The sequence below is a fragment of the Mesorhizobium sp. B2-8-9 genome (genome assembly GCF_006439475.1).
Classification (GTDB): domain Bacteria; phylum Pseudomonadota; class Alphaproteobacteria; order Rhizobiales; family Rhizobiaceae; genus Mesorhizobium.
The window spans coordinates 15,703-41,928 of record NZ_VFTQ01000044.1; the positions used below are offsets into that span (position 1 = coordinate 15,703).

Here is a 26,226-nt window from a genome sequence, read left to right on the forward strand (position 1 = left end):
TGGGTCAACGAAACCTGACCTGATCTAGAGCTGCTCGAGGATTTTTGCCGCGCCGCTCTCGTCGACGCCCGGCTTGGTCTCGACATTGAGCGCCACGACCTTGCCGTCGTCGACGATCATTGAGAAGCGCTTCGAGCGCAGGCCCATGCCGGCCCCGGACAGATCGTTGTCTAGTCCCACCGATCTGGCGAAATCGCCGCTGCCGTCGGCGAGATAGAGGATCTTGCCTTCGCCGCCGGTGAACCGCGCCCAGGCGCCCATGACATGCACGTCGTTGACCGAGACGACGGCGATCGTGTCGACGCCGCGGGCCAGGATGGCGTCATGATTCTCCAGATAACCAGGCAGGTGGTTGTTGCTGCAGGTCGGCGTGAAGGCGCCGGGAACGCCGAACAGCACGACTTTCTTGCCGGCGAAGATCTCATCGCCGGTGATCGACTTTGCGCCGTCCGCGGTCATGGTCTTGAAGGTCGCTTCGGGCAGTTTTTCGCCAACCGCAATGGTCATGGGGTGCCTCGCTTGGGGGATGGGAAGGATCGATGCCTTCGATATCGGACTGCGCGGACTCCGGCAACTCTTCAGAGCAATTCCAGGAAAAGTGTGCAGCGGTTTTCCGTCCGGAATTGCGGCTCAGAAAGACCCTGGATCAAGGGAAAGGCAGCAGCCCGTCCACCGAACCCTCGGCACTGGTCAGCGTGTAATACAGCCCGCCATCGGTCGGCGCCGCCGACGGCCGGTCGAGGATCGGCACGGTGAAGACGAGCTTGCCATCCTTCTGACTGCGCACCGGCGCGCCGAACATGTAGTCGCGCTCGCCGGCGATGAAGAGATCGACGGATTGCGGATCGCCGGGCGACTGCGCCTGGACGACAAGGGTCTCATGGTCGCTGGACAGCACGCTGATGCCGAAATCGGACCGGGCCGGGGAGGGCAGCGTCGCAAGTGCGGTTTTCACCAGGGCCGCGTCGGTCGCGTTATCGGGATCGGACCCGGGTTCGACGCTGAGCCGGGTCTGCACTGGAATGCAGATCGTCTCGCAGATGCCGAGGAAGATATTGGCATCGATGGTCGCCGGCTGGTCGGGCGAAGACAGCGTGAACGTCACCGGCAGCGACACCGGACGATCGTAGCCGGCCCATTTGCCGTAGCCGTCGTCATGCCGCTGCGGCGGCGGGAACGACAATTGCGCGTCGGCGACATTGGTGCTGCCCGATATGTCGAGTTGCGGCGGCACGCCGGCGTCGCCTGGATCGCGCCAATAGGTTTTCCAGCCGGGCTTCAACGCGATGTCGAGCACGCCGTGGATCTTGCCGGCCTGGTCGGGCTTGCCGGTGGTCACCAGCCGAACCTTGCCGCCTTCACTGTTGTACCAGTTCGAGGAGGAGGCCTCGGCCGATGGGCTTGTAGCCCACCCGAAAACGACGCCGAGAACCAGTAATTTCATGTATCGCATGCGGTGATTTGACCGTCCGTTCTTGGCCGCGCAATGACTTCATCGCTCTCCCGGTATCATATTTGCGTGACATCGGGGACTGGCACCATCTTTTCGGCGCTGCCGAAACGCGTTACGCTGAGGCCATGGACTTGCTGCGCCACAAGAAGTCGGCCGCCGGACGCGGTTTCCTCGACGATCAGTTCCTGATTGCCATGCCCGGCATGAAGGACGGCCGTTTCGCGCGCTCCGTCATCTACATCTGCGCCCATAGCGACGAGGGCGCGATGGGCCTGATCATCAATCAGACGCAGCAGATGCTGTTTCCGGACCTGCTTGTGCAACTCGGCATCATGAACGAGCAGGAAGCGATCCGCCTGCCGGCGCATACGCGCGATTTCGTCGTGCGCAACGGCGGGCCCGTCGACCGCAGCCGCGGCTTCGTGCTGCATTCGGGCGACTATCGCGTGGAATCCTCGCTCAACGTCTCCGACGATATCTGTCTGACGGCAACCGTCGATATTCTGCGCGCCATCTCGACCGGCCGCGGCCCGCGCCATGCCCTCATGGCGCTCGGCTATTCCGGCTGGGGCGCCGGCCAGCTCGAAACGGAGATCTCCGAGAATGGCTGGCTCACCTGTCCGGCGACGCCGGAGCTTCTCTTCGACACCGATATCGAGCGCAAATACGACCGTATCCTTGCCTCGATCGGCATCGACCTCGCCCATCTGAGCGCCGCCGCCGGGCACGCTTAGCCCGTTCGTCATCCTAGGGCGGAGCAAGGAGCGAAGCGACGCGCGCAGACCCTAGGATCCATGCCGTTACATCGAGCATAGAGTGCAGCGGTGCAGAACTCTGCAACGCTTTTCAATGCGTTAACGTCACGGAATGGATTCTCGGGTCAAGCCCGAGAATGACGATGTGATGGACGTAACGGCCAATCGCAGAGTGTCTCGCTACTCGATTGGAACGACCGGCCGCATCAAGCGCGCCAACCTAAGCCTGGGTCAGCGGATACTGCTCCCTCAGCGTCTTCAGCACCTGGTCGCCGGGCATCGGCGCGCCGAACATGAAGCTCTGCACATATTCGCAGCCCATCTGGCGCAGCTCCAGCGCGTCGCTTTCATCCGAAATGCCTTCCGCCACGACCGAAAGCCCCAGCTCATGCGCCATGTTGACCATCGATTTGAGCAGCACGGCACGCTTCGGCGTGGCGTCGTCGACGAAGCTCTTGTCGATCTTGATGGTGTCGAAGGGGAAGCGCGTCAGATAGGAGAGCGAGGAATAGCCGGTGCCGAAATCGTCGAGCGACAGTCCGATGCCGAGCTGCTTCAGCTTGGTCAGCACATGCGCGGTCTGCTCGGGATTGTCCATCACTAGGGACTCGGTGAGTTCCAGCCGGAAGCAGCGCGGTTTCAGATTGGCGCGCGCGATGACCGAGCGGACGTCGCTGACCAGGTCGCGGCGGATGAGCTGGCGGCTGGACAGGTTGACCGAGACCGAGAGCGGCGCGTCGCCGATCTGCTTCTGCCAGGTGGCGAGGTCCTCGGCCGCCTGCTGCATGGCGAACAGGCCGAGCTGCACGATCAGCCCGCAATTCTCGGCGACCGGAATGAAGTCCCCCGGCGGGATCATGCCGCGGCGCGGATGATCCCAGCGCAGCAGCGCCTCGAAGCCGGCGACGCTGCCATCCTCCAGCCGCACGATCGGCTGATAGGCAAGCGTGAACTCGCGCCGCTCGATGGCGCGGCGAAGGTCGGATTCGAACTGCAGCCGGTCGGTGCCGACGGTGCGGAAGGCGGGACGGAAGGGCTCGATTCTGTCGCCGCCGAAACGCTTGGCCTGGTGCATGGCAAGCTCGGCGTCCTTGACCATGTCCTCGGCCGAAGTCTGCGCCGTCGTCCAGGTGATCAGGCCGATCGATGCGGTGAGCACGATTTCTCGCTTGGCGAAGGTGATCGGATTGTTGATCGCGTGCTTGATGGCGTCCGCCATGGCAGCGATGCGCGCCGGATCCTGTTCCGAAAGCAGCATCAGCGCGAACTGGTCGCCGGCAAAGCGCGACAGCGAATCCTTCGGCTTGAGCAGCCGGTGCAGCCGGCGCGCGACGGTGAGCAGAATGGTGTCGCCGGCGGAGATGCCAAGGCCGTCATTGACCTGCTTGAAGCGATCGATGTCGATGATGAAGACCGTCGGGCGCACCTTCTCCTCGGTGCGGGCGATCGAGATGATCGCTTCCAGCCGGTTCATGAACAATTCGCGGTTCGGCAGGCCGGTCAAATTGTCATGCACGGCGTCGTGCAGCAGCCTTTCCTCGGATTTCTTCTGCTCGGTGACGTCGATCATGGTGCCGACGCAGCGGATCACCTCGCCGTCGGAGCCGATCACCGGGCGGGCGCGCAGCGAGAACCAGTGGTAATGGCCGTCGGCGCCGCGCAGGCGGAAGTTCTGCGCTACCTTGCCGCGCCTATGCTCCAGCACCACGTCGAGCGTGGTGCGGAACGTGTCGCGGTCGTCGGCATGCAGCACCGGCAGCCAGTTGCGGGCCGCACCCCCAAGGCTGTTGGGCGCAAGGCCGAGCTGCAGGCTGATGTCGGGCTTAGTCACCACGCGGTCGCGCAGCACGTCCCAATCCCAGACGATGTCGCCCGAGCCGGCGACGGCGAGCGCCTGCCGCTCCAGGTCGGAGAACAGGCCCTGATGCAGCGCGCCGCCGGCAAAGGCGTGCTGCATGACCGTGAAGCCGATCAAGAGGATGATCAGGATCAGCCCGCCGCCCAGCGCCGGCTGGGCGATGTCGTTGTCCAGCATGCCGGTGATCGCCATCCACGACCCGCATAGCCATAGCAGCACCATCACCCAGCTCGGCACCAGCATGATCGCGCGGTCATAGCCGCGGATGCCGAGGAAGATGATCAGGCCGAGACCCGTGAGCGCGGTGGCGGCGAACGAGATGCGGGCAACGCCGGCGGCGACCGCCGGATCGACGATGGCGACCCCCGCGATCAACAAGAGCCCTAGGATCCAGACCAGCGCGCCATAGCTGAAATGACCATGCCATCGGTTGAGGTTGAGATAGGCGAACAGGAACACCACGAAGGTTCCGGCCAAGGCCACCTCTGTGCCGGCCCGCCAGATCTGCTCGTTGCCGGGCGATATCTCGATGATCTTGTTGAGGAAGCCGAAGTCGACGCAGATATAGGCCAGCACCGCCCAGGCGAGCGCCGCGGTCGCCGGGAACATCGAGGTTCCCTTGACCACGAACAGGATCGTCAGGAACAGCGCAAGAAGCCCCGAAATGCCGATGACGATGCCGCGGAACAGCGTGTAGGAATTGACCGAGTCCTTGTAGGAATCCGGCTCCCAGAGATAGACCTGCGGCAGTTTCGGCGAGGCGAGCTCGGCGATGAAGGTCACCACCGTTCCGGGGTTCAGCGTCACCCGGAATACGTCGGCGTCGGGGCTTGTCTGGCGGTCGAGCGCGAAGCCCTCGCTGGGCGTGATGGCGGCGATGCGCGTGGAGCCGAGATCCGGCCAGAAGATGCCGGAATTCACCAGCCGGAAATGCGGCGCGACGATCAGCCGGTCGAGCTGCTGGTCGGTGGTGTTGGCGAGCGCGAAGACGGCCCAGTCGCCGCTCGAGCGCGCGTCATTGGCTTCCACCTCGATGCGCCGCACGATGCCGTCGGGGCCGGGGGCCGTCGAGACCTGGAAATTCTCACCCTGGTTCCGGTAGATTTCCACGGCGCGCGATAGGTCCAGCGCCTTGTCGTCGCGCGCGATCTTGATCGGCTCGACGGCAAAAGCCGGCATGGCCGAAAAAAGCGTGACGACGACCGTCATGATGAGGGCGAATAGCGACGCTAATCGCGGAAAATTCGTCACAATCAGCCCTTCGTTCCATCGCCCGGCGGATCGTCCGCGATCCGGGCGTAGAGGTAGTGATCCTGCCAGATGCCGTTGATCCTGAGATAGGATCGCAGAAGTCCTTCGCGCCGGAATCCGGCTTTTTCAAGCACACGGATCGACCGGGCATTTTCGGGAATACAGGCAGCTTCGATCCGGTGCAACCGCAGCGTATCGAAGGCGAAGCGCGACACCAGCTTGACCGCCTCGGTCATCATGCCGCGGCCGCCGAAGCGTTCACCGATCCAGTAGCCGATATGGCCGCTCTGCGCGACGCCGTGGCGGATGTTGCCGAGCGTGATGCCGCCGGCGAGCTTGCCGCTCGATTTTTCGAAGATGAAGAAGGCGATGGCCGTGCCTTGGGCATAATCCTCGCGGTAGCGGCTGATGCGCAGGCGCCAGGCATTGCGGTCGAGCTCGTCCGGCTGCCAGCGCGGCTCCCAGGGTTCGAGGAAGGCGCGGCTTTCGCCGCGCACCGCCGACCATTCGCGGTAATCGTTGGTCAAGGGCACGCGCAGCGTGACCTTGTCGCCCTTCAGTGCCGGCAGGTCGCGGCGAAAGAAAGGGAGCGCGAACACGGTTTTGGTCGAAGATCAGACGGCGAGCCGGCGGGCCGTCGTCTGCGGGCCCGCAAGCGATTCGAGGATCGCCTCGTAAGGCGCCAGCGTGCCCACGGGACCGACCGCGGTAAGCGTCGGCTTAGTCGAGAACAGCCGCGAGGAGAGATCGGTCAGCCGCTCGACGGTCAGCGCCGAAAGCCGCTCCATCAATTCCTCTTTGGCGATCGGTCGTCCGAACAACAGCAGTTGCCGGGCAATCTGCGAGGCGCGGCTCGCTGGACTTTCGGCCGACATGATCAGGCCGGCGCGATATTGCGCCCGCGCCCGGTCGAGCTCGTCCTGCTGGATGCTCTCGCCGGCCTTCTGCAATTCGCCGATGATCACCGGCACCAGCTTGGCGATGTCGCTCTGCCCGGTGGCGGCGTGCACGCCGAAGATGCCGGTGTCGGAAAAACCCCAGTGGAAGGCATAGACCGAGTAGCAGAGGCCGCGCTTCTCGCGCACCTCCTGGAATAGCCGCGACGACATGCCGCCGCCCAGGATCATCGACAGCACCTGCGAGGCGTAGAAATCGCGCACATGGTAGGCGCGGCCCTCGAAGCCGAGCACGATCTGCGCATCCATCAGGTCGCGGTCCTCGCGGAAGTCGCCGCCGACATATTGCGCATATTGCGGGATATTGCCCGCCGCCTTGCCGCGGAAGCCGCCAAGCCGCTTCTCGACCTCGTGCACGAAATTGTCGTGCTTGACGTCGCCGGCGGCCACGACGACCATCCGCTCCGCGTCATATTGGCGCTCGATGAAGCTGTGCAACTGTTTGGAGGTGAAGGATTTGACGGTCTCCGGCGTGCCGAGGATCGAGCGGCCGATGGTCTGATGACGGAAAGCCGTTTCGGTGAAGCGGTCGAAGACGATGTCGTCGGGCGTGTCGTGCGCGGCGCCGATCTCCTGCAGGATCACATGCTGCTCGCGCTCCAGCTCGTCGGGATCGAATTCGGATTCCTGCAGGATGTCGGCCAGGATATCGACCGCCAGCGGCACGTCGTCGGAAAGCACCCTGGCGTAGTAGGAGGTCGTCTCGACGCTGGTGGCGGCGTTGATCTCGCCGCCGACATTCTCGATTTCCGAGGCGATCTCGAAGGCGCTGCGGCGCTTCGTGCCCTTGAACGCCATGTGCTCGAGCAGATGGGCCATGCCATGCTCTTCGTCGCGCTCGTTGCGGGCGCCTGACTTGACCCAGACACCAAGGGCAACCGATTCGATGCTTGGAAGGGTTTCGGTGGCGACTGTCAGGCCGTTCGACAGACGGCTTACCTCAACACCCATATGGCAAGTACTCCCTAACGCGCCGCCCGCGAGTGGCGGTCCACGTAATCTTCCACCATTTTCAAGTCGGATGGAAGTATCGTGTATTTTTCGTCGGCTGTCATCAAGCCGCCTAGCCATGCGGGCAGGGCAGGGGTGATGCCGCTTGCGGCCTCGACCGCCGCCGGGAATTTCGCCGGATGCGCGGTGCCGAGCACCACCATGGGCACCGCGCCGGAGTCCTGGGTGGCGGCGACACGGACGGCTGCGGCCGTATGCGGATCGAGCAGGTAGTTGCTCGCCTCGAGCGTCGCGCGGATGGTGGCGGCGACCTCGTCGACGCTAGCGCGGCCGGCGTCGAATTCGGCGCGGATGCGCTTGAGCTCGCCCTCCTCGATGGTGAAGGCGCCCGACTGCTTCAGGCCGTTCATATAGCGCCGCACCGTCTCGGCATTGCGGCCCGCGGCCTCGAACAGCAGCCGCTCGAAATTAGACGACACCTGGATGTCCATCGACGGCGAGGTCGTGGCGAACACGCCCTTGGTGCGGTATTCGCCGCTCGCCAGCGTCCGCGCCAGGATGTCGTTGTCGTTGGTGGCGATAATCAGCCGCTCGATCGGCAGGCCCATGCGCTTGGCGGCGTAGCCTGCGAAAATATCGCCGAAATTGCCCGTCGGCACGGTGAAGGAGACCGGCCTGTCGGGCGCGCCGAGCGACAGGGCCGACGAGAAGTAATAGACGATCTGGGCCATGATGCGGGCCCAGTTGATCGAATTCACACCCGACAGCGACACCCTGTCGCGAAAGGCGTGGTCGTTGAACATGTCCTTAACCAGGCCCTGGCAGTCGTCGAAATTGCCTTCGACCGACAGCGCATGGACGTTTGCCGCGCTCGACGTCGTCATCTGGCGCTGCTGCACCGGCGATACCTTGCCGTGCGGGAACAGGATGAAGATGTCGGTGCGGTCGCGGCCGGCGAACGCATCGATCGCGGCACCCCCGGTGTCGCCCGAGGTCGCGCCGACGATGGTGGCGCGTTTGCCCCGTTCCGAAAGCACATGATCCATCAGTCGCGCCAGCAACTGCATCGCCACGTCCTTGAAGGCCAGCGTCGGGCCGTGGAACAGCTCGAGGATGCAGGTGTTTTTCCCGGTCTGCACCAGCGGGCAGACGGCCTCATGCCGGAAAGTCGCATAGGCCTCGCGCACCAGCCGCTTGAAGACGGGCGCCGCGATCTCGCCGCCGAGGAACGGCGTCAGCACGCGGATGGCAAGGTCCGGATAGGCAAGGCCGCGCATGGCTCGGATGTCGGCGGCCGAAAACTGTGGCCACTCGCGCGGCACGTAGAGCCCGCCGTCACGCGCCAGGCCGGCCAGCACAGCGTCGGAAAATCCAAGCGCGGGCGCATCCCCGCGGGTACTCACATATTGCATCGTCAAGGCCTGTTGCTGCCGGTCGCGTCATCCACGGCAATTGGTTAATTTTCCGAGCCCGCTCAGTCGCATTTTTGCCGCGCGGTTGCTATACGTCACCGGCTTTGTGAGAGGGAAGTGCAGTTTCATGGCGTTTTATTCGGTCAACCGTCGTTTTGTCGCGGGTCTGGCGCTCACCGGCTTTATGCTTGCCGCCGCCGGCTGCCAATCGAGCGACAATGGTATTCTTAACTTTGGTCTAACCAAGAAGGATCCCGTCGCGCCGCCGCCGCCGCAGGATCCCAAGATCCTCGCCAGCCAGTTGCGAGCCTATTGTCCGAAGGTGACGCTGCGCGACGGCACTGCCTATTTCAACACCTATGCCAAGGGCACGACGGCGAAGCCCAAGAAAAAGAGGGTTGACGCCGCGGCCGACGCCGAGGCCGAGGCAGCCGCCGCGGCCGCGCAGACCGGACCCAACGGCCAGCCGATCGATCCCGCTCACGATCCGTCGAAGATTATCTACCAGGCGTCGATCACCGACGTGACGCGCGATTGCACCCATGCCAACGGCCAGATGTCGATGAAGATAGCCGTCGCCGGCAAGATCGTGCCGGGGCCGATGTTCGCGCCCGGCACCGTCACCATGCCGATCCGCATCGCGGTTCAGCATGGCGAGGAGGTGCTTTATTCGCAGCTGCATCCGTACCAGGTGCAGGTTACCGACCCATCGGCCGCTACCCAATTCGTCTTCGTCGACAGCAATGTCGTGGTACCGGAGCCGACCGCGCGCGACTACCAGGCCTATGCCGGCTATGACGAGAACACGCCGGTCGCCTCGGCGGACAAGCCGAAAGGCAAGAGGAAGAAGCGCGCTCCGGCGACGAACTGAGCAAGGGCCAGGATTCGAACGATCCTCAAGCGTCTTCCGACCACTCCGACAGCGCCGCGATCGTGCTGTTGAGCTCCGCCCAGCGCCGGATGACCGTTTCGGCGCCGGCCTCGGTCAGCGCATCGGCATGGCCCGGATAGCTGTGCCCGGCGCCGGTGAAGCCGATGACGCGCATGCCGGCGGCCCTGGCGCCGGCGATGCCGTGCACGGAATCCTCGATCACGAAAGTGTTCTTCGGCTTGGCGCCGAGCTTTTCGGCGGCGTAGAGAAACACGTCCGGCGCCGGCTTGGTCTTCTTGCTGGGAATATCGAGGCCCGAAAAGATGCGGCCGGCGAAGAACGGCAGCAGCCGCACCTTCTCTAGCATGAATTCGACCCGCTCAGTGCGTGAATTGGAGCAGACGGCGCGCGGCGCGGTTACGGCCGCCACCGCCTCGCGAGCGCCGTCGATGATGCGCACGTCTGCGCGCAGCTTGCGGTCGACGAGTTCCTCCTCGCGGTCGATCAGCGAGGCCTGGAATGGGATCCGCGACTTCTCCTCGACCCGCAACATGATGTCCTTGAAGGTCAGGCCGGCATAGGTCTCGGCAAGCTCCTCGGCCGAAATCTCGAATCCGGCCGACGTCAGAAGCTCCGCATCGATGCGCGCGGCAATGATTTCGGAATCGACGAGCACGCCGTCGCAATCGAAGATGACAAGGTCTGGCTGGGGCATGGCAATCCGGACGTTGAGAAGGGGAGCGTGGCATGGCTGGCCCAAGCGGTGCGGCATACACCAACAGGCCGCTCTTCGCAAACCGAGCAAGCGTCTGCAGCCTTCACTGAATGTTTACGCTGATCGGTAACCATAACAGTCAGTAAACCGTAACGCGTGCTTTGGGTGTTTTGATGTCTGCCATGCGTCTTCTCGACGAGCTTTCCCACGCTCCCCAGCGGTCCGAATGGCTGGATACCATCCTGAAAGGCGATTGCGTCGCCGCGCTTGACCGCCTGCCGGAAAAGTCGATCGACATCATCTTCGCCGACCCGCCCTATAATCTGCAGCTCGACGGCGACCTGCACCGGCCCGACCAGTCCAAGGTCAACGCCGTCGACGACGACTGGGATCAATTCGAGAGTTTCGAGGCTTATGACGCCTTTACCCGTGCCTGGCTGCTCGCGGCGCGCCGCGTGCTGAAGCCCAGCGGCACCATCTGGGTCATCGGCTCCTATCACAACATCTTCCGCGTCGGCGCCCGCATGCAGGATCTCGGCTTCTGGATCCTGAACGACATCGTCTGGCGCAAGACCAACCCGATGCCGAATTTCCGTGGCCGGCGCTTCCAGAACGCGCACGAGACGATGATCTGGGCCTCGCGCGACCAGAAGGCCAAGGGCTACACCTTCAATTACGAGTCCCTGAAAGCCTCGAACGACGACCTGCAGATGCGCTCCGATTGGCTTTTCCCGATCTGCACCGGCGGCGAGCGGCTGAAGGACGAGAACGGCAACAAGCTGCATCCGACGCAGAAACCGGAAGCCTTGCTTGCCCGCATCATGATGGCTTCGACGAAGCCGGGCGACGTCGTGCTCGATCCCTTTTTCGGTTCCGGCACCACCGGCGCTGTCGCCAAGCGCCTTGGCCGCCACTTTGTCGGCATCGAGCGCGAGCAAGCCTATATCGATGCCGCCAATGAGCGCATCGCCGCGGTGCGCCCGCTGGAAAGCGCCGATCTCACCGTGCTTTCCGGCAAGCGCGCCGAACCGCGCGTCGCCTTCATCAGCCTGATCGACAATGGCCTGGTGGCGCCGGGCGCCACGCTCTACGACGCCAAGAAACGTTGGGCGGCAAAAGTGCGCGCCGACGGCACGCTGGCCATCGGCGAAAGCGCTGGCTCGATCCACAAGATCGGCGCCGAGGTGCAGGGGCTGGATGCCTGCAATGGCTGGACCTTCTGGCATTATGAGCGCAGCGGCGGCTTGACCCCGATCGACGAGCTGCGCCGCATTGCCCGCCTCGGCATGGAGCGGGCGGGGGGCTGATTCGCCTGAAGCTGAACCAAAACATCAACGGATCGCCGCAAGTGATTCAGATCAGGCAGCAATCCCCAGCCGCTCAAGGTCTGCTTTAAGCGTCTCGGCGTCGGTGAACAGCACCGCCTGCCAGCCGGCGGCCTTGGCGCCGTCGACATTCTTCTGGCTGTCGTCGATGAATAGCGAAGCCGCCGGATCGAGCCCGAACGAAGCGACGTGATGGTCGTAGATGGCGCGGTCCGGCTTGATCAGGCCGATGTCGCCGGAGACCGTGATGCCGCGCGGCTTTTCAAGGAACGGAAAACGGGCGCGAGCCTCGCGGAATGTGTCCGACGCCCAGTTGGTGAGCAGGGTCACGTCGCGGCCGTCATCGATCAGGCCCTCGAGCAGCGCGACGCTGTCGTCATAGGCATGCGGCACCATATCGTGCCAGTGGCGGCGGAAGTTGCGGATGTTCTCGGCATGGGCGGGATGCTCGGCGATCAGCAACGACTCGGCTTCTTCCCAGGTCCGGCCACGGTCCTGCTCGATGTTCCAGGCGCTTGTGCAGACATTGTCGAAGAACCACCGCCGCTCCTCGGCATTGGGGATCAGGCGGCTGAATGGAATGTCCGGATCGTAATGGATAAGCACCTTGCCGATGTCGAAGACGATATGGCGGATTTCGGTCATTGCGGTCCTTTCAATGCGGGTGCTGCTTTTTGGTCGCGCCCGGTATGGCCGTCTCGATTACCTTTTTCATGACGGTGGGCAGCGCTTCCCCGGAAATTTCATGGGCCAGCGACCAGAAATACCCGTCGGGCGCATCGCGCTTGACATGGGCATGAAAGATGTCGAGCTCGAGCGCGAAATGTGTGAAGACGTGGCCGATCTGCCCGGCGCGCCGCCAATCGGCGGGAAAAGGCGCGGCATCCGCCGTCGTCGCGCCATCCACCCTGGCGGTCCAGGCGGTGGTCGGCACCTCCGTCATGCCGCCGAGCAGGCCCTTGTCGGGCCGCTTGCGCAAGAGGATGGCGCCGTCGTCGCGCTCGGCGACGAAGGCGGCACCCTTGCGCAGCGGCTTGTCGCCTTTCGGCAGGCGGACCGGAAAGCGTTCCGGATCGCCGTTGAGAATGGCGCTGCAATCCTCGCGCAGGGGGCACAGCATGCAGCGCGGGCGCTTCGGCGTGCAGATCGTCGCGCCGAGATCCATCATCGCCTGGGCGAAATCGCCGGGCCGCGTTTGCGGTACCAGCTTTTCGACCAGCGCTCGGATCTGCGGCTTGGCTTCGCTGAGCGGTGTTTCGATCGAATAGAGCCGGGTCACGACCCGCTCGACATTGCCGTCGACGACCGCCGCCGGCCGGTCGAAGGCGATCGCCGCGATCGCCGCAGCGGTGTAGGCACCGACGCCCGGCAATTCGCGCAGGCCGGCCTCGGTGTCGGGAAAGCGGCCGCCTCGCAGCGCCACGAGGTCGGCGCAGGCCTTCAGGTTGCGCGCCCTTGAGTAATAGCCGAGCCCGGCCCACGCCTTCATCACGTCCTCGGCGGGTGCCGCCGCCAGCGCCTCGACCGTCGGCCATTTCTCGACGAAATTGCGGAAATAGGCTTTTACCGCCTCGACCGTGGTCTGTTGCAGCATCACCTCGGACAGCCAGACGCGATAGGGGTCGGGCCTTGCGCCGCGCGCAAACGCGCTTGGCGTCACACGCCAGGGCAGGTCACGATGATGCGCATCATACCAGGCAAGCAGGCAGGCCCCGATATCCCGGGATCCAGCTTTGCTGGTATCTCCGGATCCCGCGTCGCCGGATGCGGCCTGCTGTGATGCCTTGCGGGTCTGGTTTAGTGGTGCCATTGATCGGATGAGCTGGGGACTGGAGAACGCACATGGCAGGGAAAAGGCCCTTCGGCAATCCCGTTCCGGTCAGCGATCTCGCGACCGAGATCCTCGATCCGGTGCTGAAGAAGCGCGCCGGCATCTCGATCGGGCTGGTGCAGTCCTGGGAAGAAATCGCCGGGCCTCGGCTCGCCAGCCATTCGCGGCCGGAAAAAATCCAGTGGCCGCGCCGGCTGCATGAGGACGACCCGTTCGAGCCGGCGACATTGATCATCGCCTGCGAGGGCATGGCCGCGCTGCATCTGCAGCACGAGGCCGGCGAGGTGATCAACCGCGTCAACGCCTTCCTGGGTTTCAACGCGGTCGGCCGCATCAAGATCCTGCAAAAACCGGTGCTTTCGCAAAAGGCGCGCCCAAAGCCAGCGCCGCGGCCTTTGAGCGAGGCCGAAAAATCGAAGCTTTCGCGCATGGTCGGCAAGATCCAGGACGACGGCCTGCGCGCTTCGCTGGAGCGGCTCGGCGCTACAATTATGGGTGAAAGGAAGCCCAAAGGGTCGTAAGAAGCGTCATGAATGCGTTACCGATCTCGCGCATTCGTGATGCTTGTGATCAAGTTTCCCGATTGGATTGAGGATCGCGATGCCTTAATTCGCGCCAACTCTCGCCTTTTCTAGCCCTTGCATTGCAAAATCCAACCGATATCAGGTGATTCGCATGAACCGTGCCCCGTTTGGCAAAAGTCTGTCTCGCAGAAACCTTCTGACCACGCTGGCTGCTGTTCCTGCGGTGGCGCTGCTTGCAGCATGCAGCGACTCCGGCGAGGAGGCCAAGGCCGCCGATGTGAAGCCGGCCAACCCGTCGACGCCTGCCAAGCCGGCCGCGACGCCGGCGGCGGCCCAGGTGCCCGAGGCGCAGGGCACCGTCGACATGGCGGAGCTGCTGAAGCCCGGCGCGCTGCCCGACAAGCAGCTCGGCAAGGACGACGCCAAGGTCACAATCGTCGAATACGCATCGATGACCTGCCCGCATTGCGCGCATTTCAACGACACCACCTTCCCTCAGTTGAAGTCGAAATACATCGACACCGGCAAGGTCCGTTACATCCTGCGCGAATTCCCATTCGACCCGAGCGCGGAGGCCGGCTTCATGTTGGCGCGCTGCTCGAAGGATAATTACTTCGCCATGGTTGACGTGCTGTTCAAGCAGCAGCCGAGCTGGGTTGGCGTCAGCAATACCAAGGAAGCGCTGCTGCAGATCTCCAAGCTGGCCGGTTTTACACAGGAGTCCTTTGAGTCCTGCTTGACGGACCAGAAACTTCTGGACGATGTGAGAGCAGTCCAGAAACGCGGAGCGGACGAGTTCAAGGTCGACTCGACGCCGACCTTCTTCATCAATGGAAAGACCTACAAAGGGGCGATGTCGATTGAGGAAATGTCGGCCATCATCGACCCTCTGCTCTGACATCCAGGCCGCGCCGAAGCGGTCCGGCTTCGGCGCGCACCCCTGTAGTGTCGGGCGGCGCGAATGAAGTTCTCGCGCCTTCGCCTCCTTGGTTTCAAGTCCTTCGTCGAGCCCGGCGAGTTCGTCATCGAACGCGGGCTGACCGGCATTGTCGGGCCGAACGGCTGCGGCAAGTCGAACCTCGTCGAAGCGCTGCGCTGGGTGATGGGCGAAAGCTCCTACAAGAACATGCGCGCGTCCGGCATGGACGACGTGATCTTCTCGGGCTCGGGTGCGCGGCCTGCGCGCAACACCGCCGAAGTCACGCTTTTCCTCGACAACACCGACCGCACGGCACCCGCCGCCTTCAACGATGCCGATGAGCTGCAGGTGTCGCGCCGCATCGAGCGCGAGGCGGGCTCGCTCTACCGCATCAACGGCAAGGAAGCGCGCGCCAAGGACGTGCAGCTTCTGTTCGCCGACCAATCGACCGGCGCGCGCTCGCCCTCGATGGTCGGGCAGGGCCGCATCGGCGAGCTGATCCAGGCCAAGCCCCAGGCCCGTCGCGCGCTGCTCGAAGAGGCGGCAGGCATTTCCGGCCTGCACACGCGCCGTCATGAAGCCGAGCTCAGACTGAAGGGTGCCGAGCAGAATCTCGAGCGGCTGGACGACGTCGTCGGCGAGCTGGAAGGCCAGATCGAGAGCCTGAAGCGCCAGGCGCGCCAGGCCTCGCGCTTCAAGAACCTGTCGGCCGATATCCGCAAGGCCGAGGCAACGCTCTTGCATCTGCGCTGGACGCTGGCCAAGGCGCAGGAAGGCGAGGCGCGTTCAGCGCTTGCCGTCGCCACCACGCTGGTCGGCGACCGCGCCGCCGCCCAGATGGCGGCGGCCAGGGAGCAGGGCATCGCCGCGCACCGGCTGCCCGATCTGCGCGACGCCGAAGCCGCCGCCGCCGCCGCCTTCCAGCGCCTGTCGATCGCCAAGACCCAGATCGAGGAAGAGGCCGGCCGCATCCGTGCGCGCCAGACCGAGCTCGAACGCCGGCTGCAGCAGCTCGACGCCGACATCGCCCGCGAGGAGCGGATGGTGCGCGACAATGCCGACATCCTCGAGCGCCTGCGCACCGAGGAAGCCGAGCTCAACTCGGAAAATGCAGGTGCTGCCGAGCGCGAGGCGACCACGCGCGCCGCCTTCGAGCAGGCCGGCGCGACGCTCTCGCAAAGCGAGGCAAAACTTGCCGCGCTGACCGCCGAGCGCGCCGAGGCGGCTGCCTCGCGCCACCAGATCGAGCGTAGCTTGCGCGAGACCGCCGAGCGCCGCGACCGCTTCGCGCGCCAGCTCGCCGACGTCGACCGCGAGCTTTCCGATATCGTCGCGCGGATTTCCGGCCTGCCCGATCCGGCCGAAAAGCGCCTGCTGGTCGAGGACGCGCTGGCTCGGCTGGAAGAGAGCGAGGCCGGCGCCATTTCCGCCGAGCAGGCCGTCGCCGAGGCTCGCGCCGCCGAAAGCGCGGCCCGCCCGCCGCTGCAGGATGCAAGGGCCGAACTGGCGCGCATCGAGACCGAAGCGCGCACGCTGGCCAAGATCCTCAACGCCGCCAGTGGCGATCTCTTTCCGTCCGTGCTGGAGCAGATCAATGTCGAGCGCGGCTATGAAACCGCGCTTGGCGCGGCCCTTGGCGAGGATCTCGACGTCCCGCTCGACCGCAGCGCCCCGGTGCATTGGGGTGAAAGCGCGGTGCAGCCCGGCGATGCGGCGCTGCCTGAAGGCGTGAAGAGCCTTGCCAGCGTGGTGCGCGCGCCGGCGCAGCTTGCGCGCCGTCTGGCGCAGATCGGCATCGTCGACGGCGCCGACGGCCGTCGTATTCAGGCGCAGCTTGCGCCCGGCCAGCGGCTGGTCAGCCGCGACGGCGCGCTCTGGCGCTGGGACGGCCTGACCGCGAGCGCAGATGCCCCGACCGCCGCCGCGCAGCGGCTGGCGCAGAAGAACCGCCTGGCCGAGCTCGATGCCGAAGCCGTGCAGGCGACGCGCGTCGTGCGCGAGGCCGAGGAAGCGCTGGCTCGCGCCGAGCAGGCGATGCGCCTGGCAAGTGAGGCCGAGCGCAATGCTCGCCAGGCCGGCCGCGATGCCCAGCATGCGCTGGATGCCGCGCGTAACGCGCTGGCCGAGGCCGAGAAGGCTGGCGGCGAGCTGTTGAGCCGGCGCGCCGCGCTAGAAGAGGCACGCGCTCGCATCGTTGACAGCCACGAGGAGACGCAGGCCTCCTTCCTCGAAGCCGAGGAGATGCTGAAGGACGCGCCCGATCTCGGCGACCTGCAGCTTCAGCTCGAACAGGCTGCCGCCAACGTCTCGCGCGACCGCGCCACGCTTGCCGATGCACGCGCCGTGCATGAAGGGCTGCGGCGCGAGGCCGAGGCGCGCATTCGCCGGCTGGACGCCATCGGCGCCGAGCGCAAAAACTGGGTGGAGCGCGCCGAAAATGCCTCGACGCAGATCGCCGCCCTTGGCGAGCGCAAGGCAGAAGCCGAAGCCGAGCGCGAGCGGCTGGCCGATGCGCCCGACGAGATCGACGCCAAGCGCCGTGCCCTGCTGACGCAGCTTTCCGAGGCCGAGGCGCTGCGCAAGGCTGCCGGCGACCGCCTGCAGGAGGCGGAAAACAAGCAGGCGGAGCTCGACAAGGCGGCCACAGCTGCCATCCAGTCGCTCGCCGAATCGCGCGAAACCCGCGTTCGCGCCGAGGAGCGGCTGACCGCGGCGGATGAACGCCGCGCCGAGGTCGAGGCGCGCATCCAGGAGGCGCTGAACACGCCGCCACATCTGGTCATCAAGCATACCGGCCTCGAAGCCGACGATCCGATGCCCGACATGGCCGAGATCGAACGCCAGCTCGACCGGCTGAAGATCGAGCGCGAGCGGCTCGGCGCCGTGAACCTGCGCGCCGAGGAGGAGCAGAAGGAACTGTCCGACAGGCTGGAAACCATCGTTTCCGAGCGCGAGGACATCATCGAGGCGATCCGCAAGCTGCGCCAGGCAATCCAGAGCCTCAACCGCGAGGGCCGCGAGCGGCTGCTGTCGGCCTTCGAGGTGGTCAACGGCCATTTCCAGCGGCTCTTCTCGCATCTTTTCGGCGGCGGCACGGCCGAGCTGCAGTTGATCGAGTCGGAGGATCCGCTGGAGGCGGGGCTGGAAATCCTCGCCCGCCCGCCCGGCAAGAAGCCGCAGACCATGACGCTGCTTTCCGGCGGCGAGCAGGCGCTGACTGCCATGTCGCTGATCTTCGCGGTGTTCCTCACCAACCCCGCGCCGATCTGCGTGCTCGACGAGGTCGACGCGCCGCTCGACGACCACAATGTCGAGCGCTTCTGCAATTTGATGGACGAGATGTCGAAGACCACCGAGACACGCTTCGTCATCATCACCCACAACCCCATCACCATGGCGCGCATGGACCGGCTGTTCGGCGTTACCATGGCCGAGCAGGGCGTCAGCCAGCTGGTCTCGGTCGATCTGCAGGCTGCCGAAGCGATGCGCGAGGCGAGCTGAGAGCTCGGCCGGTTCAGGCTGGCGAACCTGCTCTACGTCTCCGCAGCCGTAGCAGGCGCCGTGTAGCGCCTCCGCACGGCGTCGATCACCAGCTTGCGGCTCTCGTCGGCCGACAATGCCTTGTTCTTCTCCGCCTCAGCCGTTTCTCGGGCGAGGTCCTTGTCCCTGATCTGTTGGCGGAACCATTTGGAATAGTCGCCGGCGCGCAGATGGTATTCCCATGTCTTGTCGTCGATGCCTTCCGCCATCTGCGCGAAGATGATGAGATTGTGGGCCCTGAGGTTCATCGCCTTCTTCGGACCGGTGAAGTAGAAGCTGCCTGCCTCGTCGAGCTCGCCCTCGGCATATTTGCGGCTGTGGCGCTTCAGCGACTGGTCCGGCTCGATTGCCTTTACCGTGAACGGCTTCTTGCCGTCGTGCGGCCGCCAGAACAGTACCCGGTCGCCCTTGGGCAGCGGAATGCTCTTTGGAGCCTGGAGCCCCGTTTCCTTGCAGAAGGTCTTGATCACGCCCTTCGCCTTGGGCCCAAGCGCAATCACCGCCGTCACCAGGCCGAGCGCATCGGTCGAGATCGCTTCCGGATGGACAGTGATCAGCACCGTGCCGGGCAGCTCGATCGAAAGCACGGATCGCGTATCCCCGCGTCGCTTGGGCATCAAATGATGCGCCTCGTCGATGATCAGCCAATGCGGTCTTGCCGTGCGATAGCGGACATTGCCGAGACCCGGCAGCAATTCAGCGAAGAAATCGGGCCTCTCATCGACCTTCAACGCCAGGCCGTTGACCACGATATTGGTCTGCGGTTTCTCGATTAATTCCAGCAACTGTTCCTTGTTCGGTGCAGTCGAGCCGTTGCCGAGCGGCACCGCGCCTTTCAGTCCGTCATAGTCGCCCTCGGGGTCGAAAATGCAGAATTGCAAACCCTTTTCGACCAGCCGCTCGGTGAGCGCCGTGGCCAAGGTCGATTTGCCGATGCCCGAGCTGCCGGCGATCAGCACCGTTTCCATCGGCGACAAGTAGATGTCCTTGCCGCGTGAGGTCCCGAGCAGCACGCCGCGCAAACGTTCCTTAGCCAGCAGGTAATCGTGCTTGATCAGCTTGCGGATCAACTCCTCGACTCCCTTGCCGCGCGCCTCCTTGGTGACGAGGTCGGCGGTGTCCTTGACGGCGGGCAGCGCGTTGGCCACCGCAACACTGCAGCCGGACGACCTGAGGAAGGCATGGTCGTTTTCGGCGTCGCCAACGGCCACGACGTTATGCGGTGACAGCTTCAGGTCTTCGAGCGCCGACGCCAGCCCGGTCGCCTTGTTGATGCCGGAAGGCAGGATCATCACCGCGCCCTTGTTGAAGATGATCTCCAGCTCCAGCCCAAGCTGCTTGATGACGTCGAGCACGGTGGCCTGGTGCGGCTCCCAGGTGGCGACGATCGAGCGGCCGACGGACAGCGGCTTCACGCCGCGCTTTTTGAGCCTGTCGACAAGATCCGCGGAAGGCGAGGGGGCGATCGTGCGCTCTTCCTCGCTGGCCGGCGTGTAGACCAGCGCGCCGTTTTCGGCGACCACCTTGTCGAACAGGGAAAGTTCGGGAAACACCTCCTTGAGGTCGGGCAGTTCCCGTCCGGTGACCAGGATCAGCTTGCGCCCGGACTTCTTCAGCTTCTCCAGCGCCGAGATCGTGCTGGCCGCGACCAGGCCATCATGCGCCAGCGTGCCATCATAATCGGTGGCCAATGCCATGAAATACATCGGTTGAAACCTCTCCGAACGGTATTTGTCGGTCCGTCTGGAACGAACAACGCCTGTCGGCGGAAAAGGTTTAGGCCAATGGTTGGCGTCGAAACGATCGCGGTGTTTCGCCCAGCTCACGGCGCATACAGCGTCGCCCAGCGGAATTGGAGCGTGCGCCGACGGGAACCCGGTCGGCAGGATCACGTTCGGTCTTGACGAGGTTGCTTCCGCACAAGCGCTCGAGCTGGAGTGAGAGGCCGATCCGATGTATGTCTTTCTGGAGGTCCTGACCGTCGTCCTTGTGGCCGGTGCGATGGCCATGGCGCTCGCCCACGCGCTGGAGCTGCCGGGCAAGTTGCTACTCGGCAGGCAAGAGTATTTCGTTGTCCAACGCATCTACTACCCGGGTTTCACGATTGGAGGCGGCATCGCGGAGATCGGTGGGATCCTCGCGACTTTTGCGCTGATGCTGACGTCGAGCGGTGCGCTCCATGTCTGGCTGACCACCGGCGCCTTGATCGCGCTCCTCGCCATGCAGTTTGTCTTCTGGTTCATGACCCAGCCGGTCAACAAGCACTGGCTGCAGGACGTGGAATTGAACGCGCCGGCCAAGCGCTTCTTCGCGACTGAAGGCAGCGACGGAGCTCCGCTCCCACCAGCGCAGGAGTGGACGGCGCTGCGCAACCGCTGGGAACTATCGCACGTTATCCGCGCGACACTGGCGATGCTGAGCCTGATCTTGCTCACCACCGCAATCGCCATTAAAGGCGCCTGATGTCCGACCGGCTTTCCGGTCAAACCACGCGATGCTTCAAACGCGTTGGCCGATCGTCCGTTCGAGCTTGGCGCTGATGTGGAGGTTGGCTGGGGTTCTTGGAAGCTTTTCGAACTTTCTGGGTAGCGCCTCAGCCCGAATTGCGGGTGCTTATGGACAAAGCAGGATATTAGATTCGCTTTTTGGACGGTTTGTAAGGCCCCTGCTAATGGCGCGTGCGCTGTTCGGATAGCGCGCTACCACGCATCTCCGAATAATAAACGGCACTTTGCGCCGCATATTTCGTTAAACCGAGACTGGTCCCGCTCCGCAAAGCGGATGATCAGAGTTCAATCTAGCTGCAACATGCTCGATGCAGTTTCGCACCATTGCAGCATTGGGGTGCCTTCGGCGGTAGCAGCATATGCAAGACAAAGCGCTGACAGACTAAGATACCCCCGACCATGCCGAGTTTAGCGCCGTTGGCAACGAAGCCATTGAGGAATTCGGCCCACGCGCGATGTCCTGAGCAGTCGAGGGGAATTGGTCGGGCATGGTCCTTATTTTACCTTGCTCATCAAACGGAGTTCAGGCTCGAACTCGGCTCCTCCCGGCGATCCTTGGATTCTTGGCCCGCCGAGAAGAGGCCCGTCGAATTGTGGGCACTGGTGAAGGAGGTCGGGATGCATGCGCCTTCTATCGGACAGGCTTGATCGAGGGCACTCGCCGGATTTCAGCAAGGGCGGGGCCACTGGTCCGTTGAGACGACCGACCATGCGCTGCGCCAACGTACTACGGGGATACCTGCCGCGCGTCGCTTTGGCGTCGCGCTAACGTCTCCGTCCCTATAGCCACTCGATCTTCAGGATCGGGTGCAACTCGATGCCGTTTAGCGGCGAGGTGCCGGTGGCGCCATGGATGCGGTCGAAGAATCCGACGCCAGTAATGCGCGCCGCGGTCTGCTTTACTTTCGCCTCAAAAGTTGGCATCTCCAGGGCTTCGTCTAGCGGCGTGCGGAACGAGACTGGCAGCCTCTCTAATGCCATCGGCTGCAGCAGGAATTGATCGTCGCTGACGGCGTCGCGGGGTACCAGGGTGTCGTTGAGCTGCACGAAGTCGTGCGGCGACAGCGGCGCGATCAACTTGTCGTCAACTGCCTGCCTGACGTCCTTGATGTTCTGCAGCCACGGCGCGGCTTCGTCGATGAATGGTGGGCGCGGCGTCGGCACTTCGCCAACCATCATCTTGCTGCTCGCCCCTTGCAGGACCAGGTGATAGTCTCCGTCCTTCTCCAGCTTGACCCCAATCACGTCGCATTCGATGCGCCACACCGTGAACTCTACCGGCCCGCGCCGGCGTTCCTGGTAGCTCGGGAAGAGGATGGTCGGCGGACGCATGTCCGCCGGCCGGCCGATTAGGTTGAGCTCCTCGATCGTCGTCTCGACGATGCCTGTGGCGAGCTTCTTGCCGCCGATCACATTCTTTCCGACAAGTGCCACGTCCCGATCGGTGCCGGTCTTGATCGACCAGCGCTCCACGCCAGGCTTGGTGACCATCTTCAATCCGACAACCATGTCCTGGTCGGCCGGCATGGCCTGTTGCCCCTCCGCGGCGCACGCCGCCTTGACGGCGACCGCGACCGCCGTCGGCACCGTAGCGAGTGTGTTGACGTCGCCGAACGGCGCTTTGAGGTCGTCGATCCCTGAAGGTGGCAGCGCCGGCGGCGGCGTGGGTAGGGGCGGCACCGGTGAGATGCCCATGCCTCCTGCGCCATTACGCGCTCGTCCGAATATTACGAAGCGCGGGGTGACATCGCGGTTCGATCCGTTGCCCGGTCCCTTCATCGTGTAACCGGTGGCCGCAAATAGCTTGCCGCCAGGATGCACGGGCCGCACCGCAAGATAGTCACCCCATTCCCCCTTGCCGGTCGAGGGGTCTCCGATCGGGCCTCGGTCGCCATTGGCGACGATCAGGTGTTTTTCGGAACCGGTCAGAATCCAGGCTGACGACGTGGGTGGAGGAGACCATCGAGCGCACGCTGACATTCTTTCGCGTGCCGCGTCAGCACCACAAGCACCTGAAGTCGACCAACATGCTGGAACGCCTCGACGAAGAGATCAGGCGCCGAACCTATGTCGTGCGCATCTTCCCCAACGCCCAAAGCTGCCTGCGCCTGGTCAGGGTGCTGGCCGTCGAAACCAACGAAAACTGGATGGAGGCCAACCGCTACATCAACATGGACGACCTGCGCGAGCACACGAAGCTCGCTCTGCGCCAAGCCGCATGACCAGCCTCATGGCCGCCCCGTTTTGCAGAACTTGACGCACACAACCGGTTACGGTCGGCGCGCCAGCATCCAGGCCAATCGCCTGATCACCTCGCGATCACGCTGCGCTGTCGTCAGAGCGTGTGTTGTCCGCCGTTCGGCGCGTGAATCCGCTTGCCACGCAACTCAGTTCTTTGCGCCGCGAGGGCAAGACCGGGACGTAGAGAGCGCCGCTGTTTAGACAAGGCGGAAGATGTGGACGCCGTCCGTTCGCTGGGGAGCGCATCCAAGCACCGAGGAAGCAGCCGAAAAGGGAAGGGCGCCGATCTGTACACCCCACTGAAGGTGCCGAGGAAATAACTCTGTGGAAAACTTTGTTGTGACAGTCAGATGTCATATCTAATATTTTTGGTTTAATTATCGATAAGCAACTTGCTCGGGTGGTCTCATGAAGCGGTTGCTTGTTGGCGCGGCAGTGCTTGCGGCTTGGGTTGTCGGCGCGGATATTTCTGCGGTATCTTATATTAGCCGAAGTGAAGGCATAGTAGCGTTTGCCCAGCAGGCGCAAGGCTCTTCGATCAATACATCTTCGCCGGCAATTAGCCTTGGCAATGGCGGAGCAGGTTTCAAATCGTCCGCGCCTAACACTTCAGGAACAACGGATCAGCCGCAGGCCGGCGGTTCCGGCACCACGCACGTCACCGGCAGCCCGGATGCGGCGTTCAAGGTCGGCGCCAAGCCGGACGATGCCAAGAATGCTGATGGCTCCAGCGCTACGGATGACAGTAAGGCCGCCGACAGCAAGACGACTGGCGCGAAGACAACCGACAAGACCGCCAAGACCGGCGATACGAAAGCAGCGCCCGAGGAGCCTGCGGCACAGGCGGCGACCGCCGCGACAACCACCACGACCAGCGGCGATCCCGAAGCGATCGGCACGCCGAAGGTGGATCTGCCCAAGGCCGCCGGCAACGGCAATCTCGGCTATTCGATTGCCATCGATGTGCCTGCCTTCCATGGCATCGAGCCGCAGATCGGGCTCAACTACAATTCCTCGCGCAAGACCAAGCTCGGCGGCCTCTATCAGGGCTGGCTTGGTTACGCCTGGGGCCTCGATGGCATTGACGTCATCGAGCGGTCGACGCCCGGCTATGGCATGCCGGCCTATGATGCCAACGACATCTATCTCCTCGACGGCCAGGCGATGGTCGCCTGCGTTGCGGGCATGGTTTCGCCGTCCTGCTCGACCGGCGGCACGCATGCGACCGAGAATGAAAGCTATCGCCGCATTGCGCTGAACAGCACCACCAATGAATGGAAGGTGACCGACAGGGACGGCACCGTCTCGACCTTCCGGTCGGTGGGCGCCGTCGCCAATCTCAATCCGGCGGCCGGCACGCCGGCCTATGATCTCGCTTTCAGCTATCGCTGGCTCTTGACCTCGGTCACCGACACCAACGGCAACACCGTCACCTACAACTACACCTGCCCGGCAAGCCCGACCTGCTATCCGGCGAGCGTCACCTACAACGGCACCAGCATTCAGTTCTATTACGAGACTCGTCCCGACCTGATCCTGATGGGCAATGGCCGCGATATCTCGGTGACCGACAAACGCATCAAGACCATCGGCATCACGGTGTCCGGCGCGGTGCGCGGTGCCTATGCGCTGACCTACGACCAGGCTCCGTTCTCCAACGCCTCGCGGCTGACCCAAGTCACCCTCTACGGCACCGACGCGACAATCGCCGCCGACGGCACGATCACCGGCAGAACGTCGAAGGTCATCGCCCAGATGGCTTATCAGAACGCTGACGGAGTGTATGGCACAGTGGCGGCTTCATTCCAATCTGGGGGCGGGACAGTTTTATCCCGGTCCGCTGAGGATTTGGATTTTGACGGCCGCGACGAAATATTCGGCGAATATACAATTACAACAACTCAACGCAGCGGTGGAAGCAGTGGAGACACAACTACTACGGAAAAACAGTTTGAAAATATTTTCAAGTTCGGCGTTAACGGTGCATCAGCAGGTACCACCTCAACGCAGCTCGAATCTCATGTTGTAGTTCTTCCAGACAGCTACAGAACTGGGATACGCCTGGGGAGATTACTCGCGAATAAGAATACAATGGACTTTGTCGTCACGACAACGCACATGGAGGAGTTCGGTCAAAACGGCAACACTCGGATCGTCACCGTCAATTCGATTCTCACGAGCGATCCGCAGTTGGCTTTGACCAAGGCCAATTGCGCTGCCACTCCGCCAACGGGCTACGAAGCGGTCTGCAACGGTCTTCCTGGACTAATTATCGATGCCAGCGGAACAGGGGTTGATGCCGTGAACGCCAGCAACTCCACTTATGCCGTCAACGGCGTCGGCGATTTCCTCGGCAATGGCAAACAGCAGCCGCTCTACTGGGGTCCCAACGGAACCTCAACGAAGGGTGTGCTGTCGAACGGCAAATGGCAGCCGGGCAGTACGTCGTACGGCATTGCATGCTCCACCGGTGCCTACGATGGGGGGCCAGGCAGTTGCGCGCTGGCCGACATCAATGGCGACGGGGCGACGGACGTCGTCCTCTACAACGGCACCAACGGCAACAGCCAGGTCTGGCTTTCGACCGGGGTTGGTTTCAAGAGCTATACGGTCTCTGCGATGGCAGGCACCTCTGCAGTCGTGCGCGACTTCGATAACAGCGGCAAGGCTTCTGTCATCACTATTGGTGGCACAATAACGAGCCAGTGGGGTAGAACCGGCACGGTGAGAGTGTTCTCGCTGCGCCCCTCATCGGCATCGATGACGCCGGTGCAATTCACTCTGCCGGTTTCGCTGACGGCGGGCACTGTTGTCGGCGACTTCAACGGCGACGGGCTGCCGGACTTCACGAACTACAGCTCGATGTTCATCTCGAACGCCGGGACGGGCAATCCGAACCTGGTGAAGCAGATTGTGACGGAGCTCGGCGGCACGGTTGCGGTCGAGTACACACCGTCGTCGAGATGGACGAACAACTACCTGCCGCAGGTAGTGCATGCGGTGACGAAGTTGTCGCTGAGCGACGGCCGCGGCCAGACGGCGGTGAGCACGTATCAATATGCCGGCGGCAAATACGATCCGGCGGCACGGAAGTTTTTGGGGTTCGCCTCGATCGTG

General features: G+C 63.7%; 19 protein-coding genes and 1 pseudogene. 9 read left to right on the top strand and 11 right to left on the bottom strand.

Translation table 11 applies throughout. From position 1 onward, the window contains the following. Nucleotides 1-24 precede the first annotated feature (24 nt). Both FJ423_RS31215 and FJ423_RS31220 read right to left on the bottom strand, forming a co-directional pair. Nucleotides 25-507 carry a peroxiredoxin gene (locus tag FJ423_RS31215; protein ID WP_140847305.1) on the bottom strand — a complete coding sequence of 161 codons (483 nt, stop codon included), beginning with the start codon at nucleotides 505-507 and terminating at the stop codon, nucleotides 25-27. A 139-nt stretch (nucleotides 508-646) separates the two neighbouring features. Beyond that, nucleotides 647-1,453, bottom strand: a complete 807-nt coding sequence (locus FJ423_RS31220) for a protein-disulfide reductase DsbD domain-containing protein (protein WP_140847308.1) — start codon at nucleotides 1,451-1,453, stop codon at nucleotides 647-649. 125 nt (nucleotides 1,454-1,578) lie between these two features. Here FJ423_RS31220 and FJ423_RS31225 point away from each other — a divergent pair, with 125 nt between their 5' ends. Then, nucleotides 1,579-2,187 (top strand): YqgE/AlgH family protein, encoded by a 609-nt coding sequence (locus tag FJ423_RS31225; RefSeq protein ID WP_140847311.1) that lies wholly within the window; start codon nucleotides 1,579-1,581, stop codon nucleotides 2,185-2,187. A gap of 241 nt (nucleotides 2,188-2,428) precedes the next feature. Here the strand turns inward: FJ423_RS31225 and FJ423_RS31230 are convergent, their stop codons facing one another. The 4 genes from FJ423_RS31230 to thrC are packed head-to-tail and all read right to left on the bottom strand — an operon-like array spanning nucleotide 2,429 to nucleotide 8,636. Further along, on the bottom strand, nucleotides 2,429-5,317 hold the full coding sequence (locus tag FJ423_RS31230; RefSeq protein WP_176476983.1) for an EAL domain-containing protein: 2,889 nt from the start codon (nucleotides 5,315-5,317) through the stop codon (nucleotides 2,429-2,431). Nucleotides 5,318-5,319: 2 nt separating this feature from the next. After that, nucleotides 5,320-5,916: a GNAT family protein gene (locus tag FJ423_RS31235; RefSeq protein ID WP_140541542.1), complete on the bottom strand. Its 597-nt coding sequence runs from the start codon at nucleotides 5,914-5,916 to the stop codon at nucleotides 5,320-5,322. Between the two features lie 15 nt (nucleotides 5,917-5,931). Then, nucleotides 5,932-7,224: a pitrilysin family protein gene (locus tag FJ423_RS31240; protein WP_140847315.1), complete on the bottom strand. Its 1,293-nt coding sequence runs from the start codon at nucleotides 7,222-7,224 to the stop codon at nucleotides 5,932-5,934. Nucleotides 7,225-7,238: 14 nt separating this feature from the next. After that, nucleotides 7,239-8,636: a threonine synthase gene (gene thrC, locus FJ423_RS31245; RefSeq protein WP_140847317.1), complete on the bottom strand. Its 1,398-nt coding sequence runs from the start codon at nucleotides 8,634-8,636 to the stop codon at nucleotides 7,239-7,241. Between the two features lie 127 nt (nucleotides 8,637-8,763). Here thrC and FJ423_RS31250 point away from each other — a divergent pair, with 127 nt between their 5' ends. Further along, entirely contained in the window at nucleotides 8,764-9,507 is a 744-nt protein-coding gene (locus FJ423_RS31250; protein WP_140847320.1) for a hypothetical protein, read from the top strand. A gap of 25 nt (nucleotides 9,508-9,532) precedes the next feature. Here the strand turns inward: FJ423_RS31250 and FJ423_RS31255 are convergent, their stop codons facing one another. Beyond that, nucleotides 9,533-10,222 carry an HAD family phosphatase gene (locus FJ423_RS31255; RefSeq protein WP_140847323.1) on the bottom strand — a complete coding sequence of 230 codons (690 nt, stop codon included), beginning with the start codon at nucleotides 10,220-10,222 and terminating at the stop codon, nucleotides 9,533-9,535. A gap of 173 nt (nucleotides 10,223-10,395) precedes the next feature. Here FJ423_RS31255 and FJ423_RS31260 point away from each other — a divergent pair, with 173 nt between their 5' ends. After that, nucleotides 10,396-11,529: a site-specific DNA-methyltransferase gene (locus tag FJ423_RS31260; protein WP_140847326.1), complete on the top strand. Its 1,134-nt coding sequence runs from the start codon at nucleotides 10,396-10,398 to the stop codon at nucleotides 11,527-11,529. Nucleotides 11,530-11,580: 51 nt separating this feature from the next. On the opposite strand, the gene FJ423_RS31265 is transcribed toward FJ423_RS31260, so the two are convergent. Together FJ423_RS31265 and mutY are read right to left on the bottom strand one after the other, a co-directional pair. Beyond that, nucleotides 11,581-12,192 carry an HAD family phosphatase gene (locus FJ423_RS31265; protein WP_140847329.1) on the bottom strand — a complete coding sequence of 204 codons (612 nt, stop codon included), beginning with the start codon at nucleotides 12,190-12,192 and terminating at the stop codon, nucleotides 11,581-11,583. A gap of 10 nt (nucleotides 12,193-12,202) precedes the next feature. Continuing rightward, nucleotides 12,203-13,357: an A/G-specific adenine glycosylase gene (gene mutY / locus FJ423_RS31270; protein ID WP_140847332.1), complete on the bottom strand. Its 1,155-nt coding sequence runs from the start codon at nucleotides 13,355-13,357 to the stop codon at nucleotides 12,203-12,205. 32 nt (nucleotides 13,358-13,389) lie between these two features. On the opposite strand from mutY, the gene FJ423_RS31275 reads away from it, so the two are divergent. The 3 genes from FJ423_RS31275 to smc all read left to right on the top strand — a co-directional run bounded on the left by FJ423_RS31275 (nucleotide 13,390) and on the right by smc (nucleotide 18,322). Further along, nucleotides 13,390-13,899, top strand: coding sequence for a DUF721 domain-containing protein (locus FJ423_RS31275; RefSeq protein ID WP_140847334.1), 510 nt, complete (start codon nucleotides 13,390-13,392; stop codon nucleotides 13,897-13,899). Nucleotides 13,900-14,053: 154 nt separating this feature from the next. After that, entirely contained in the window at nucleotides 14,054-14,800 is a 747-nt protein-coding gene (locus tag FJ423_RS31280; RefSeq protein ID WP_140847337.1) for a DsbA family protein, read from the top strand. 63 nt (nucleotides 14,801-14,863) lie between these two features. Then, the gene (gene smc / locus FJ423_RS31285) at nucleotides 14,864-18,322 is read left to right on the top strand and encodes a chromosome segregation protein SMC (protein ID WP_140847340.1); all 3,459 of its coding nucleotides are present in this window, start codon (nucleotides 14,864-14,866) and stop codon (nucleotides 18,320-18,322) included. Between the two features lie 32 nt (nucleotides 18,323-18,354). Here the strand turns inward: smc and FJ423_RS31290 are convergent, their stop codons facing one another. Beyond that, nucleotides 18,355-20,067, bottom strand: a complete 1,713-nt coding sequence (locus tag FJ423_RS31290) for an HAD family hydrolase (RefSeq protein WP_140847343.1) — start codon at nucleotides 20,065-20,067, stop codon at nucleotides 18,355-18,357. 247 nt (nucleotides 20,068-20,314) lie between these two features. Between FJ423_RS31290 and FJ423_RS31295 the strand changes: the two genes are divergently transcribed. Beyond that, nucleotides 20,315-20,824 (top strand): DUF1772 domain-containing protein, encoded by a 510-nt coding sequence (locus tag FJ423_RS31295; protein ID WP_140847346.1) that lies wholly within the window; start codon nucleotides 20,315-20,317, stop codon nucleotides 20,822-20,824. Between the two features lie 824 nt (nucleotides 20,825-21,648). Here the strand turns inward: FJ423_RS31295 and FJ423_RS31300 are convergent. Beyond that, the gene (locus FJ423_RS31300; RefSeq protein ID WP_140847349.1) at nucleotides 21,649-22,563 is read right to left on the bottom strand and encodes a hypothetical protein; all 915 of its coding nucleotides are present in this window, start codon (nucleotides 22,561-22,563) and stop codon (nucleotides 21,649-21,651) included. A 239-nt stretch (nucleotides 22,564-22,802) separates the two neighbouring features. On the opposite strand from FJ423_RS31300, the pseudogene FJ423_RS31305 reads away from it, so the two are divergent. Continuing rightward, nucleotides 22,803-23,090, top strand: a pseudogene (locus tag FJ423_RS31305) (transposase); the annotation flags it as partial. Nucleotides 23,091-23,517: 427 nt separating this feature from the next. After that, nucleotides 23,518-26,226: toxin TcdB middle/N-terminal domain-containing protein (locus tag FJ423_RS31315; protein ID WP_210239586.1), on the top strand; the 2,709-nt coding region annotated here is incomplete at its 3' end.